This is a genomic window from Mycolicibacterium boenickei, from assembly GCF_010731295.1.
In the GTDB taxonomy this organism is placed as follows: Bacteria; Actinomycetota; Actinomycetes; order Mycobacteriales; family Mycobacteriaceae; genus Mycobacterium; species Mycobacterium boenickei.
The window spans coordinates 4,192,423-4,205,608 of record NZ_AP022579.1; the positions used below are offsets into that span (position 1 = coordinate 4,192,423).

Genomic DNA, 13,186 nt, shown 5'->3' on the forward strand with positions numbered 1-13,186 from the left:
GTAGAAAACGGCGCGCGACGAATGGGCGCTCGACCCCGCGAAGCCCTTAGTCCTCCTTGCGGATCAACCGTCCCAGCGCCTCACGATCCGGTGCCAGCAGCTCGTCGATGCGGGCTTGGTTCACATCGGCGACGATGATCTCGCCGACTTCCTGGTACACATCGCTGAACAGGCCGTGCGCCTTCATCTTCTCGGTCTGATAGACGTTGTCCTCGGTCGGCGTCACGTAGTAGACGATCTCCGGCTTGAACCGGTGGATCAGCCACACGTGGATCAGGTCCATCAGGCGCTTCTTGCGCAGCTTCTCGGCGAAGGTGTTCTGGTCGCGCACCGTGAGGATGTTGCGGCCGTGCCGGTCCTTGATGGGATCGACGACGACGTTGGCCAGCGGCTCCTCACCGTCGCCGTAGATGCCGAGATCGAGCACGTCGGACCCGGCGCGACGCGGCCGCAGCTGCACCCGCAGGTTCTCGCCGAGCTTGTAGTGATCGCTCCACATCGCCAGCCACTCCTCGAGCAGCTTCTTGGGTACCTCGGTCTGCACCAGATGCTGGTGCTGTGTGGAGCCGGCACCCATCGCCTTGGTCGTCGCGGTGCGGCCCGAGGAGGCGGCCAGCGCCGCGTCGCTGCGCGGCCCGCCGACCAGGGTTTGCGGTGTGCGGTAAGGGGATTCGACCAGCCGCATCTTGCGTTGCAGCCGGGCCAGCGCCAGCATGCCCTCCTGCTGCAGGGACGTTGCGAACTCCTCGCAGGCGACGCCGTCGACCTGGTGACCGCCGTAGGTGATGAAGTTGAAGACGAACCCCATCTTGCCGAGTTCGGCTGGGAACGCCCGCATCTCGTCATCGGTCATGCCGGTGGTATCCCAGTTGAACGACGGTGAGAGGTTGTAGGCCAGCATCTGGTCGGGGAACTCCGCATGGATGGCATCGGCGAACTGCTTGGCGTCGGCCAGATCAGCGGTCTTGGTTTCCATCCACAGGATGTCGGCGAACGGCGCTGCCGCCAGCGACTTCGCGATCGCATACGGGATGCCGCCGCGGACCTGGTAATAGCCCTCCGGGGTCTTCACGCGTTCGCAGTCCCAGGCCACGTCGGCGCCCAGCTCGTGCGCCTTCTGCTGCGCCGTGTACAGCGACGCGCGCGCGGCGAAGGTGCGCCAGTCGGCCGCACTCATGGCGGCCGGCTCGCCCTCGCGTTCCCGGAACTCCAGAAGTTCGGCGACCGCCTCTCCGTAGGTGTTGAGGCCGGCGTCGTCCTGCCATGCTTCGACGAATGCCGACTCGACCTTGTCGAACATCGTGTCCACGGAATCACCTGGACGGTGGCCCTTGACCGCGTCGGCGATGGTGTTCGTGATGCCCTGGCGTTCCAGCCAGGCCTCGGCGGTCGCGTACTCGCCCTCGGGCAGCGCATACAGCAGATGGCCGTTGAGGTCGGTGACGCCGAGGTCGTAGAACCGGCGCACCATTGCCAGGAAACATGACTTGTAGGTCGGGACCGAGAGGTTCGTCGCGCCCAGCAGGAACGGTTGATCACGCTCATCGGCACGGCTGTCGATCAGGTTGGCGGCCTCGGCATCGGTGCGCGCGACGATGATGCCGGGCACCCGCATGATGTCCAGCTGGAACCGGGCGGTGTTGAGCCGTTTGATCTGCTCATCCGAGGGCACCAGCACCTTGCCGCCCTGATGCCCGCACTTCTTGGTGCCCGGACGCTGATCCTCGATGTGATAACCGGGCACCCCGGATTCGACGAACCGCCGGATCAGGTTGCGGACATGCGGATCGCCGCCGTGACCGGTGTCGGCGTCGGCGATGATGAACGGCCGGTAGTCGACTGCCGGGGTGGCGGCACGCTGTTCGGGGGTCATCCGCAGCCGCAGATACTGCTGATTCCGGTCGGCGGTCAGCAGCGCCCGCACCAGCCCGGCAGCCTCGTCGGGTACCTGGCTCAGCGGGTAGCTGGCCAGGTCGGGTCCCGGATCCTCACTGATCGAGCCCTTGGCCGAGGTGGCCCATCCGCCCAGGTAGATCCCTCGGATCCCCATCCGCTTCATCACCACGGCCTGGCCCGGCGAGTACGGCCCGAAGGTGGTGATGCTCAGCTTCTGGGCGAACAGATCGCGAAGGTAGAGAAAGAAATCCGTGGCGGCCTCGCGGGCCACCGGATAGTCCGACGGGATCGTGCCGCGTTGCTCGGCGACCTGCCGGGCCGAGTACAGCCGGGTGATGCCCGCGAATCGAGGACTGTCGATGTAGGCCTGGGTGGCCTCGACATCGCTGTCGAATGACGAGTTGGTCTGTGCGTTGGCTTCGATGGTGGCCATGTGTGCGCTCCTGAACTCGGGTACCCCAATCATTGCTGGCAAGTAGCGGCGCCGAGGCCGGTTGGGAGATTTCTCAGGACTTCGCCGCGGCGCCGGGTCCAGGTTCTAGGCTGCACGGCATGTCGATCGACCGGGCCGCACTGGCCGCCGGTGCCATCCGATTCGCGTCGGGCGTCTCGTTTCTCGTGGACCCGAAGCGGGCCGACCGGTTATGGGGCGGACGGGAAACGCCGGACGCCACCGCGCAGTTGATGTGGCGGTCGATGGGCTATCGCGATGCGCTGATCGGCGGCCTGCTGCTGGCGGCGGGACTACGCGGCAGGGACACCCGCGGCTGGTTCCTGGCATCGGGCGGGGCGGACGCCGCCGATCTGCTCGGCGGGCTGGCGGTGCACGACCAGCTGCCGCGGTCGCAGCAGGTCATCGGCCTCGGGGGAGCGGTGGTCGGCATCGCGGTCGGTCTGTGGGGTGCCACCCGCCGCGGGCCGCGCGCCACGGCCCCGGCTGCCGGCTAGGCCGACTTCGAATCGTCCTCGACGATGTCGCCGCGGTACCACCGGGTGCCCATCAGGTAGCAGCCCATGGCCATCAGCTGGAGCGTCGGTACCAGGATCAGCAGGGCGCGGCCCAGCGCGTGAGGGCCCAGGTCCGGGGTCAGCGTGTCACTGATCAGGCCGGTGACGAACGGGCCCACCGCGCCCAGCGTCGCGTTGAAGAACAAGAAGATCGCCGATGCCGTCGCCCGTTGTTCCGGCACCACCAGCCGCTGGATGGCCGCGATCGACGGGGCCATGTACGACGTGCCGATGATGTAGCTGAGCGCCAGGAACCACACGCATGCCCCGCGACTGGAGACCGTGAACGCCAACACCGAGGCCGGCAGCAGCAGTGCCGTGGTCAGCACCACGATCCACAGCAGCCAGCGCGGGTCGCGGACGGCCAGCCGGTCTGCCAGCCGTCCCACGATCAGCAGTCCCAGGACCCCGGCCAATCCGGTGGCCAGGCCGTACTCCCACCCGACCTCACTGAGCGACATGGAGCGGGTCCGCATCAGGAAGGCCGGGGTGAACGTGGTCAGCGAGTAACCCGCGGCGGCGATGAAGGCGGTGCCGCCGACCAACGACAGGAAGCTGCGTTTGCGCAGCAGTGCCCACCACTTGGTCTGCGTGCCGGGGTCCCGCAGCGCCACCTCCGGTAGCGACTGGCGTACCCCGACCAGCAGCAGCACCAGCGGCGCGAACAGGACGCTGACCGCGCCCATCACCACGAAAGCTGTTCGCCAGCCGAGGTTGTCGGCCAGCAGGCCGCCGCCGATCAGGCTGGCACCGCTGGCCAGCGGGATCGCGAAGGTGAGTACCGCCAGCGGTGCCGCCCGGCGCTGCGGGGCGAAGTTGCGGGCCACGTAGGCATGCGCGGCCGGGGTGCTACCGGCCTCGCCGACCGCCACGCCCACCCTGGTGAGGGCGAGCTGAAACCCGGACTGCACGGCGCCGCCGAGCATGGTCATCGTGCCCCACAGCGTCAGGCAGACAGCGACCACCGAGCCGTACGTGCCGCGATCGGCGATCCGGGCCACCGCGATGCCGAGCACCGCGTACACGATCAGGAAGCCGAACCCGTTGATCACCCCGATCGCGGTGTCCGAGAGGGCCAGGTCGTGTTTGATGGGCTCGGCCAGCACCGCGGGCAGGAACCGGTCGACGTAGTTGAGCGTGCCGACCAGGGTCAGCAGCGCGACCGCGGCCCATGCCCGTCGTGGCCCGTGCGCATCGGCCGGTCCCGGTGGCACGGTCACCACCGGCGCCTGGCCGGTCTCACTCATGTCGCACGCCGCGGGCGAACCGCCACAGGTATCGCGGCAGCCCGCGTAGCGGGACGGCCTTCGGCCACGCCTGCGGCCGGAAGAACGCGTCGGTCCCGCCGTCGACGAAAACCACGCTGCCACAGAGGAAATCGGCCGAATTCGACAGCATGAAGCAGATCCAGTCGGCGAGGTGGCCGGCGTCGCCGTATCCGCCGACGGGCACCGGGAAGGAGCGCACCGCGCGACCCTCGCGTGGATCGGCGAGCTGGGCCTCCAACAGCGGGGTCAGGATCGCGCCGGGCGCCAGGGCGTTGAGCCGGATCCCGGCGCCTGCCCATGCCGCGGTGACCGCATGGATCCGCAGCCAGCGGCTGAGCGCGATCTTGGAAGCGGCGTACATGAGCGCCGACCCGTTGCGGCTCAGCAGGCGCAGTGAGCGCACTGCCTTGTCGGTGTCATGCGCCAACAGTGCCCGGATGGTCCGCCGCGGGACCATCGGCACCGTGGTCGTCGAGTTGCTGGATATGACAACGACTTTGGCGCGATCGGCGTTGGCCAGGGCCGGGCGCCAGGCTTCCAGCAGCTCCACCACGCCGAGGAAATTGACCTCGGCGATCAACCGGTTCCGGTCGGCCCCGGGCCCCGGGCCCAGTCCGGCGGCCAGCACCGCCCCGTCGAGCGCCCCGTCGCACGCCGCCAGCACACCGTCGGAGGCCGCCCGGCGCCCCTGCGGGGTCGACAGGTCGGCGGCGACCTCAGCGGATGCGAGGTCCACGCCGATCACGGTGTGCCCGAGCTGTCGCAACCGCTGAGCCGCCTGCAATCCCATGCCGGATGCGGACCCGGTAACCGCGTAAGTGCCGATGATCGCCTCCTTGCGGCCCGATCGTGGGCCGGTCCGGCGGCCAAAGATAGCATCCGAGGCATGACCGACCTTGCCAAATACGGCCCGTGGGCCGTGATCGCCGGAGGTTCCGAGGGGGTCGGCGCAGAGTTCGCCCGGATGCTCGCCGAGGACGGGTTCAACCTGGTCCTGCTGGCTCGTAAGGCCGGTCCGCTGGAGGCCACCGCGCAACGCTGCCGGGACCTGGGCGTGCAGGTGCGCACGGTGGCGGTGGATCTGGTGGACGAGGCGTCGACCGCTCGGATCGCGGAGGAGACCGCCGACCTGGAGATCGGCCTGCTGATCTACAACGCCGGCGCCAACACCTGCAGCGAACGCTTCCTGGATGCGCCGCTGGCCGATTTCCAGAAGGTCGTCGACCTCAACATCACCAGGATGATGGAGCTGGTCCAGCACTTCGGCCGGCCGATGGCTGCACGAGGCCGGGGCGGAATCCTGCTGGTGGGGTCACTGGCGGGCTACGCGGGATCGATGCGGCACACCGTCTACGGCGGCGTGAAGGCGTACGGCCGCCTGTTCGCCGAGAGCCTGTGGCTGGAGTTGCGCGAGTACAACGTCGACGTGCTGGAACTGGTGCTCGGCGTGACCCGTACCCCGGCGATGGAACGCGCAGGCCTGAACTTCGAGGCACCGGGAATGCGAATCAACGATCCGGCCGAGGTGGCCGCAGAAGGCCTGGAGCATCTCGGCGCGGGGCCGGTGCACGTGGCAGGCGGCAACGCGAAACGCGCCGAGATGAACAGTGCACCGGATCGCGCGCAGGTGGTGCTCAGGTCCGACGCCGCCATCCGCAACCTGATCAATCACCGGGCACCGCAATGACATCCGATATCGCGGCGCTTGAGGCACGGCTGCGCCGGCTCGAGGACGAACGCGACATCGCCCGGTTGATCGCGTCCTACGGCCCGCAGGTGGACGCCGCCGACGCCGACGGCACGGCCGCATTGTGGGCAACCGACGGTCGCTACGAGGTCGAGGGCTGGGCGATGGCCGGCCGTGCGGACGTCCACGCGATGGTCAGCTCGACGTCCCACCGCGCCCTGGTGGCCTCGGGCTGCAGCCACTTCCTCGGACCTGCCGTGGTGACGGTCGACGGCGACGCCGCGGTGGCGGTGTGCGAATCGTTGGTGCTGGTGCGCCGCGAGACCCCCGACGGGTCCGCCGAATACGTGGTGTGGCGGGCGACGGCAAACCACTTCGAGCTTGCCCGCACCGAAGGACACTGGCAGATCACTCGCCGGTCCAGCCGGCTGCTCAACGGCGACCCGGCGGCACACCGGCTGCTGACCGCAGGTGTGGCGGGCGAGCCGGCACCCTGACCCAGATGAATTCTCGGTGCCCATGCGGTTACCGATTCCTCTACGAGATGCCGATGCGGGCGAGGCGACTTACGCTCATCGCGGTCGGGTGTTGACCGCACGAGGGGAATCGAGGTCGCAGGGTGAGGACAGTGCTCGGGCTGTCGGTGACTGCGCACGGCATCGCTTGGGCGCTCATCGACGGCGACGTCACCCCACTCGATGACGACGCCTTCGACGTCGAGTTCGCCGAACAGCTCGCTGCCAGGGCCGCGGCCGCCGCCCGGAGTGCGCGTGCCATCGCGGCCTCCAGCGGCCAGGACGTGGCCGCGATCGGCGTGACCTGGCATGGGCTCGATGAGGATGACGACGGCGACCCCCTGGCCGACCTTCTCGATCGTCTCGCGGCCGCGGGATTCGACGATGTGCGCGTGGTTGCCGAGCACACCGGACCCGACGGGCTCGATGACGATGACGCGCAGGTGCGCGATGCCCAGGCCGCCGCACGAGCCGTTGCGACCAACGCGGTCGCCCCGACACCCAAGGTGATCGGTTACCGTCCGCCCGCGCCGTGCAGGCACCGTGCGGTGCGGGTGGTGGCCGCCGCGGCAGCGACGGTTGCGGCAGGCATGCTGACGGTCGGCTCGCAGTTCACCGAACCCACACCGATTCCGGCCGCCGACGAGGGCGACATCACCGCGGCGGCGGCCCCGGCGCCGCGGATGGTCACCGTCGCCGCGCCGCGACTGTCGGAACGAGCGGCGACGGCGCTGCCCACCGAGGTACGCGTCCCGGAACAGGTCGCCGAGGCGGTCGAACACGTACCTGCCGCCGAATCGGCCGAACCCGCGGTGGCCGCTCACGTGACGCCCGTCGAGCCGGCTGCTCCGGCACCACGGGCGCAGCCCGTCGCTGTGGTGCAAACCGTTGTACCCCAGCCGGTCTCAGTGGTTCAGCTGGCCGTGCCCGCGCAGGCGCCGGTCGCGTCGACCATGCCGGCGCAGCAGCCGGCCGGGGTCCCCGCCGCGCACCTGCCGGCTGCCCAGTCGCACCTGCCCGCCGCCGAGACCCACATTGCGGCCGATCCGGCACCGGCCCCTGCACTCGCACCGGCCCCGATGCCCGCGCCGGTATCCGCACCAGTGCCGACACCGGCACCGGCGCCGGCAACCCCGGCCGATCCCATCAGCGGGTGGCTGCTCGCCGCGATGCCGTAGAGGGCAGGCCGAACTACCGCATCGTCGCCAGGTTGTTCCAGAAATGCCTGAGACTGTCCGTGCCGCCGAACAGCGTCGTGAAGTTCGTCGAATCGACCAGCACGATGTCGCCGGCCCGCGCGGTCGCCGGGGGCATCCAGATCAGTGCGTTGAACGCGGTGTTGCCCGCCTCGGTGAAAGGATGCGGCCGGGTCGGGTCGACCAGTTGGCGTCCCAACACGCGCAGCGCCGCGCTTTCCGGCGCGGTCAGCTCGTAGTGCGGCAGGTGCGGGTGGAAGTTGAAGGTCGTGACATCGGTGAGTAGCCCGGGGGAGTCCAGATCGCGCGAGGCGGTCAACGGCGCGATCTCGGTGGTGCCCTCCACGACTGCCGGACGTAGCCCCCACACGTTGTGCACCGGGACGTCGAGCGCACGCATCAGTGAGCGCGTGTACTGCCCGAACCGCTGTTGGCGTGGCACCAGCGGATCGCCGTGGTGCAGGTACTCGACCTGGCGGCGGGCATAGTCGTCGGTGTCGCCGACATCGTGGTGCGGCGCGAGCAGCAGGCAGGTGCCCTCCCGCTGTAGCCAGCGGCGGATCGCCTCGATCTCGGCCGGGTCGGCCTCTTGCTCGGACAGGATGTGGTCGAGGCCGAACACCATCAGCGTGTCGCAGTCGTCGAGAATCCGCTCGTCGATCGGAAGCCGGTAACCGGCCTGGTCGATCCGCTGGAACACCGCCACCGGATGGCCGGTGACCTCGCCCGCCAGCTCCTGGAAGGCCAGGGTGGACCGGTGGAACAACTCCAGCGTGCCTGCGATGCCCTGCAGGAAGGCGGCTTCGTCGTATTCGGGTGTCTCGTAAGCCGGCCACAGCACGTTGCGCACCTCGGTCATGGTGGAGAACCGGTTCTCCATCGCGGCCGGGTTGCGCTGGGCTTCCCACGGGTAACTCCACGTCCAGTAGATGCTGATCCGGCGACGCCCGTCGTGCGGGCGCGGAATGTGGGTCTGGTTGTAGGTGCGGGCACCGGTCATGGGTTTGCCTTTCCGTCGCCGGTGGCCAGGTAGCGAAGCCCCGACATCCCCGGAAGGAAGAAGTAGGCCCCGCCCCGGAGGGTGGTGAATGCCGGAATTCCCTTGTGTACCTTGCGTATCGGACGTTTGGGAACCGTGAAGTCCAGCGTTCCGTCCTGGGTGCCGCAGATGGGGTCGTGCTCGTTGCCCAGTTCGTGGAACGTCTTGTCGTTGATCCAGACGTTCTGCGCGAACTCGAACTGGCGGACCAGGTCTGCGCAGATGATGAACGCCGCGATGCCGCGATCCACGCCGTCGTCGGGTGCGCCGTCGGGCAGGGCGGGTCCGTAGGTGGCGCCGCGCCGGATCATCCGGCGCCGGTTCATGTAGTGCGCGGTATCACGTGGATTGAGCCGGCGGGCGTGCGACCCCAGCGGGCAGGCGTAGCCGAAGGGGTCCATCTCCTTGTAGTTGAAATCGTTGTTGCGCATGGGATCCGCGCCGAGCTCGGGATCGTCGTGCTCGGGCGCGAGCACCAGGGGAGCGCCGCTGCGCCAGCGGCCCATGAACTTCGCGGCGAGCAGCTCCTCGGCCTCCGGTGAATCCGACCGCTCGCGCAGGTAGTCCCGGAACTGCGCTACGTGCTCCTCGAGCCTGCGGTAGGCCAGGTAACTTCCGTTGCGCGAAAGCACTTCCGGTTGCGGCAGATTGGCGACCGGCCCGTCCTCATCGGGGTAGCCGAGGATGAACTCGCCGGGCTCCAGCGGGTCACCGGAACCCGGTGTCGGCGCCTCCCCGGAGCCCTTCATCACCGGTTGGGACAACCGGTCCCGGAATCCGAAATGGTCGTGGGCGTAGTTGAACGGCGGAGTCGCGTTCAGGTCCAGGTAGGACAGACTGCGCACGCCGGGGGTGCGGTCCAGCAGTTTGTCGTGCTCTTCGATGGAGCGGCGGCACTGCTCGTCGGTGCGGGAGAACAAGATCGCGATCGCATGCAGATCCTCACCGGCCAGACCGCCCAACCAGTGTTCGGGGGCAGCCTCACCGGTGTCACCCAGGATCGGCGCACGCCGCGCCATCCCTTCCCGGAACGCGGCGGGGAAGCTCGCCAGCGACTCCTCGTCGACGCCGAGCGCGCGCAGCCCGGTCCAGGTGAACGCCAGCGTGACCCACCGGTCGGACTCGGCCAAGGTGGCCATCGCGTCGGCTGCCGACGACACCTTGTCCAGCAGCTCGGTCAGCCAGGCCCGGCCACCCTCGGGAGTGTCGAACGTCAGGAACTCGTAGCGTCCGGTGATGGCCGGGGTGCGAGTCAGCAGGATGTGCTGAATCTCGTCGAACTCGAGCACGGCTATTGCATCTGGTCGAGCATGGTCGAGAAGGCGGTCTTGAGGCGCAGGGCCTTCTTGATCTCGTCGGCCGTGACGTACGGGTACTCGCCGTATTCCAGGAAGCTGGGCACCTGATGCGCCCGGACGAACTCGATGAACGCCGCCGGGTTCTCCTTCCAATCCTCTGGGAAGCCTTCCAGATTGGTGAACACCGTGGTGATACCGGTGCTGCTGAACAGTTGCACCGCGTCTTCGGTGTACTTGTCGAAGTCGGTGTCGAAGATGCCCTGGTACTGGAAATGCAGGCCCGAACCGACATCGAATAGCTGCCAACGCAAGTAGTGCAGGCGCAGCGGCGCAAGCACTTCCGGACTCGCGGCGACGGCTTCCTCGATCTGTTTGCCGTACGCGCGGATGGCCTCCTCACGACCTTCCTTCACCTTCGCGATGATGGAAAAACCATGGCAGGCAGGAGTTCTGGGGTAGGTCGGGCCATAGCGGCCCTGCTCCAGTTCGAAGTAGCCTTCCGGCGGGATGGCCATCGCGGCCGGCTTGGACCAGTCAGGATCTTTTGCGGTCAATTTGAACCCCCAATGCGCTCTCAGGTAACGCGGAACGCTAGCACTCCAGGGGTTACCGGAACGGCAAATATGTTGACGGGACGTCAAATTTGCCGGGGCATTTGGCGGAAAACGCGGAAAACATGCCTACCAGGCGTATCGTCCGCTGTGTCGGGGCCGTTCGAGGGGTTGGCCACGGCCGTCCCCAGGGACGATGCGCCAGAGATGGGGCAGCGATGACGATCGTGGCGGGCACGAGGCGACTCCTCGCCACAGTGGCACTTGCCGTGTCGTCGGTCCTCGTCGGTGAGGTCGCGCTTCCGGCGGCCCAGGCCTATTCCAACGTGCCGATAGAGATTCTCACCGTGCCATCGGCCGCGATGGGGCGCGATGTGCATGTCGAGTTCCTCAGCGGCGGAGCGGGTTCGCACGGGCTGTACCTGCTCGACAGCATGGAGGCCGGAGACGATCGCAACGGCTGGGACATCAACACCTCGGCCTTCGACTGGTATGCCGGAAGCGGGATCTCGGTGGTCATGCCTCCAACCGGGCCTTCGCCGACGCGTATCGGGCGGCCGGCGGCACCAACGCGGTGTTCAACTTCCCGGACGGCATCCACAGCTGGGGCTACTGGGGTGAGGAACTGCGCCGGATGAAACCGGACGTGTCACGCGTCCTCGGCGCCACCGAGAACCGCAGCGCGAGCGAAGGCGCGAACGCGGTCCTTGGCGATCTTCCCGTTGCCGGTCAGCGGTAGTGCCTCGGTGAACAGCACCACGCGTGGTCGCTTGAAACCCGCGATCTCTGTCCGGACATGCTCGATGAGCTCGTCGGCCGTCGGTGGCGGTCCCGGCACCGGGACCACCACGGCGCACACCGTCTCGCCCCAGTAGTCGTCGGGGACTGCCACCACGGCCACCTGGTCGACCCCGGGATGCCCGGACAGTACATCTTCGACTTCGCGCGAGGACACGTTCTCGCCGCCGGTGACGATGATGTCCTTGAGCCGGTCGACCACGAACAGCCTGCCGGCAGCGTCCATGCGGCCCATGTCGCCGGTATGCAGCCAGCCGTCCTGGCTGCCGGCACCGTCGGGCCGATGTCCGGGTGTCACCTGCGCGCCGCGCACCACGATCTCGCCCACCTGGCCGCACGGCAACAGATCCCCGGACGGGCCGACGATACCGATCTCGACGTCCCGGTGCGGATGGCCCGCACTGGCGAGCAGATCGGGTCGGTCCGCGGCTCCGGCCCGATGGTCGTCGGGGCCGAGAAATGTGATGTTCCCACCGGTTTCGGTCATCCCGTAACCCTGATGGAAGTCGACGCCGAGTACGTCGATCGCGCGGCGCAGCAGATCCAGCGGCATCGCGGCCGATCCGTAGGCGATCGCTCTCAGGCTCGGCAGGTCGGTTCCGGAGTGGTCCAGATAGCCCAGCAGGGAGTGCAGCATCGTCGGCGCCAACGAACACGAGGTCACCCCGTAGGTGCGGACGAGCTGTGCGAAAGACTCCGGCCGGAACTGCGCGCACAGCACGACAGTGGCGGCGACCGCGTGCTGGACCAGCATGTTGTAACCGGCGATGTGACACATCGGAAACGGCAACAGGTACACACCGCCGGACGGCACCGAGCGACCCGCGACCGAGCCCCACACCGCGGTCAGTATCGAACGGTGGCTGTGCACAACGGCTTTGGGCACGCCGGTGGATCCGCTGGTGAACAGCAGCCAGGCCGGATCGTCGGGGTTCGCGACGTCTGTGCAGGGAAGATCGGTCGTCGGCGCCGCCTGCCACTGCTCGGATTCGAACGTGACGGCCTGCTGCACCGGAGCCCTGATGCCGGCCAGGGCCGACAGATAGCGCTCGTCGCCGAGCAGCAGGGCGGGCGCGGCGGTGGCCAGCTGTGCGGCCTGCTCGGCCGGGCTGAGGCGCTGGTTGATCAGTGTGAGCACGCGCCCGCTACGGGGCACGGCGTAGTACAGCTGGGCGTAGGCGGCACTGTTGTCGGCGACCACGGCCACCCGGTCACCCGGAGCGGTCCTGGCCGCCACCCAGCCGGCGACACCGCGGATCTGGCGATCGAACTCGGCGAAGGTCGCGGTGGTGCCGTCGTCGGTCACCACGGCCCGGCGTTCGGGCGCGGCTGCGGCCGCCGCCGTGATCAGTTCGTGTAACAGGGTCATTCCCGGCCACCTGGAGGTAGCTCGAACCGGTCCAGATAGCGCCGCACGAAATCCTGCGCCTGCGCATGGCCGCGGCTGATTCCCAGCCCCTGTTCGAGCACCAGGATTCGCGCCAGACTCGCCACGATCATCGACATCACCACGGGTGGGAACATGTCGGTGTCGACGCCGTGGGCCCGCAACGCCGAGGCCATCGCGGCCTCCTCGAGCTCCCGGAAGCGGTCGGCGTAACCGGCGATCTCGCTTCGGATCGCCTTGCGGTGGTTGGCCAGGGCCATGAACTCCATCCACAACGCCGCACCCTGTGCGCTGTTGAGTTCCCACAGCGCGTGCAACGGCGAGTCGTCGGCGAAGGCATCCTGCTGGATACTGAGATTCGCCTCGGCGCCGGCCTGCAGCACCGCTACGAACAGGTCGTCCATGCTGGGGAAGTAGTAGTGCACGAGTGCGGGTTTGACCCCAGCCTGCGCGGCCACCCGTCGTGACGTCGCCGCGGCATAGCCTTCCTCGAGCATGACCTGGGCGGTGGCCCGGATCAGGGCCCGGCGGGTGGTCGAGTCG

Annotated in this window: 13 protein-coding genes; 5 read left to right on the forward strand and 8 right to left on the reverse strand. The window is 68.3% G+C overall.

The annotated features are described in order from the left end of the window. Nucleotides 1-46: 46 nt before the first annotated feature. Nucleotides 47-2,329, reverse strand: coding sequence for an isocitrate lyase ICL2 (aceA, locus tag G6N57_RS31840; protein ID WP_077740920.1), 2,283 nt, complete (start codon nt 2,327-2,329; stop codon nt 47-49). 119 nt (nt 2,330-2,448) lie between these two features. On the opposite strand from aceA, the gene G6N57_RS19860 reads away from it, so the two are divergent. Next, the gene (locus G6N57_RS19860; protein ID WP_077740919.1) at nt 2,449-2,844 is read left to right on the forward strand and encodes a DUF4267 domain-containing protein; all 396 of its coding nucleotides are present in this window, start codon (nt 2,449-2,451) and stop codon (nt 2,842-2,844) included. Here the strand turns inward: G6N57_RS19860 and G6N57_RS19865 are convergent. Both G6N57_RS19865 and G6N57_RS19870 read right to left on the reverse strand, forming a co-directional pair. After that, nucleotides 2,841-4,151 (reverse strand): spinster family MFS transporter, encoded by a 1,311-nt coding sequence (locus G6N57_RS19865; protein WP_077740918.1) that lies wholly within the window; start codon nt 4,149-4,151, stop codon nt 2,841-2,843. The two genes, G6N57_RS19860 and G6N57_RS19865, sit on opposite strands and share 4 nt — an antisense overlap. Further along, nucleotides 4,144-4,998 carry an SDR family oxidoreductase gene (locus G6N57_RS19870; RefSeq protein WP_109552035.1) on the reverse strand — a complete coding sequence of 285 codons (855 nt, stop codon included), beginning with the start codon at nt 4,996-4,998 and terminating at the stop codon, nt 4,144-4,146. Before G6N57_RS19870 ends, G6N57_RS19865 begins: the two co-directional genes overlap by 8 nt. A 60-nt stretch (nt 4,999-5,058) precedes the next feature. Between G6N57_RS19870 and G6N57_RS19875 the strand changes: the two genes are divergently transcribed. The 3 genes from G6N57_RS19875 (at nt 5,059) to G6N57_RS19885 (ending at nt 7,552) form a co-directional block, all read left to right on the forward strand. Beyond that, nucleotides 5,059-5,859, forward strand: a complete 801-nt coding sequence (locus tag G6N57_RS19875; protein ID WP_077740916.1) for an SDR family NAD(P)-dependent oxidoreductase — start codon at nt 5,059-5,061, stop codon at nt 5,857-5,859. Continuing rightward, nucleotides 5,856-6,356, forward strand: a complete 501-nt coding sequence (locus G6N57_RS19880) for a nuclear transport factor 2 family protein (protein WP_077740915.1) — start codon at nt 5,856-5,858, stop codon at nt 6,354-6,356. Before G6N57_RS19875 ends, G6N57_RS19880 begins: the two co-directional genes overlap by 4 nt. Before the next feature lie 122 nt (nt 6,357-6,478). Beyond that, complete coding sequence (locus G6N57_RS19885) at nt 6,479-7,552, forward strand: DUF7159 family protein (RefSeq protein WP_163646548.1); 1,074 nt, start codon at nt 6,479-6,481, stop codon at nt 7,550-7,552. Nucleotides 7,553-7,565: 13 nt separating this feature from the next. Here the strand turns inward: G6N57_RS19885 and G6N57_RS19890 are convergent, their stop codons facing one another. Genes G6N57_RS19890 through G6N57_RS19900 form a run of 3 tightly spaced genes read right to left on the reverse strand, consistent with a single transcriptional unit; the run spans nt 7,566 to nt 10,422 of the window. Then, entirely contained in the window at nt 7,566-8,570 is a 1,005-nt protein-coding gene (locus G6N57_RS19890; RefSeq protein WP_077740913.1) for a hypothetical protein, read from the reverse strand. Next, entirely contained in the window at nt 8,567-9,898 is a 1,332-nt protein-coding gene (locus G6N57_RS19895) for a Dyp-type peroxidase (protein WP_077740912.1), read from the reverse strand. Before G6N57_RS19895 ends, G6N57_RS19890 begins: the two co-directional genes overlap by 4 nt. 2 nt (nt 9,899-9,900) lie before the next feature. Beyond that, nucleotides 9,901-10,422, reverse strand: coding sequence for a hypothetical protein (locus G6N57_RS19900; RefSeq protein WP_077740911.1), 522 nt, complete (start codon nt 10,420-10,422; stop codon nt 9,901-9,903). 254 nt (nt 10,423-10,676) lie between these two features. Between G6N57_RS19900 and G6N57_RS32255 the strand changes: the two genes are divergently transcribed. Continuing rightward, nucleotides 10,677-11,096, forward strand: a complete 420-nt coding sequence (locus G6N57_RS32255) for a hypothetical protein (RefSeq protein ID WP_174814499.1) — start codon at nt 10,677-10,679, stop codon at nt 11,094-11,096. 11 nt (nt 11,097-11,107) lie between these two features. Here the strand turns inward: G6N57_RS32255 and G6N57_RS19910 are convergent, their stop codons facing one another. Together G6N57_RS19910 and G6N57_RS19915 are read right to left on the reverse strand one after the other, a co-directional pair. Beyond that, the gene (locus G6N57_RS19910) at nt 11,108-12,625 is read right to left on the reverse strand and encodes an AMP-binding protein (protein ID WP_077740910.1); all 1,518 of its coding nucleotides are present in this window, start codon (nt 12,623-12,625) and stop codon (nt 11,108-11,110) included. Then, entirely contained in the window at nt 12,622-13,140 is a 519-nt protein-coding gene (locus tag G6N57_RS19915) for a TetR/AcrR family transcriptional regulator (RefSeq protein WP_234815690.1), read from the reverse strand. The genes G6N57_RS19910 and G6N57_RS19915 overlap by 4 nt, the downstream gene beginning before the upstream one ends. Between the last annotated feature and the right edge of the window lie 46 nt (nt 13,141-13,186).

What these genes read in the sequence shown, in the direction of transcription:
- G6N57_RS19860 (WP_077740919.1), top strand. Translation starts at nt 2,449, where the DNA reads ATGTCGATCGACCGGGCCGCACTGGCCGCCGGTGCCATCCGATTCGCG.
- G6N57_RS19890 (WP_077740913.1), bottom strand. Translation starts at nt 8,570, where the DNA reads ATGACCGGTGCCCGCACCTACAACCAGACCCACATTCCGCGCCCGCAC.
- G6N57_RS32255 (WP_174814499.1), top strand. Translation starts at nt 10,677, where the DNA reads ATGACGATCGTGGCGGGCACGAGGCGACTCCTCGCCACAGTGGCACTT.
- G6N57_RS19910 (WP_077740910.1), bottom strand. Translation starts at nt 12,625, where the DNA reads ATGACCCTGTTACACGAACTGATCACGGCGGCGGCCGCAGCCGCGCCC.
- G6N57_RS19880 (WP_077740915.1), top strand. Translation starts at nt 5,856, where the DNA reads ATGACATCCGATATCGCGGCGCTTGAGGCACGGCTGCGCCGGCTCGAG.
- G6N57_RS19875 (WP_077740916.1), top strand. Translation starts at nt 5,059, where the DNA reads ATGACCGACCTTGCCAAATACGGCCCGTGGGCCGTGATCGCCGGAGGT.
- G6N57_RS19900 (WP_077740911.1), bottom strand. Translation starts at nt 10,422, where the DNA reads ATGGCCATCCCGCCGGAAGGCTACTTCGAACTGGAGCAGGGCCGCTAT.
- G6N57_RS19915 (WP_234815690.1), bottom strand. Translation starts at nt 13,140, where the DNA reads ATGCTCGAGGAAGGCTATGCCGCGGCGACGTCACGACGGGTGGCCGCG.
- aceA (WP_077740920.1), bottom strand. Translation starts at nt 2,329, where the DNA reads ATGGCCACCATCGAAGCCAACGCACAGACCAACTCGTCATTCGACAGC.
- G6N57_RS19865 (WP_077740918.1), bottom strand. Translation starts at nt 4,151, where the DNA reads ATGAGTGAGACCGGCCAGGCGCCGGTGGTGACCGTGCCACCGGGACCG.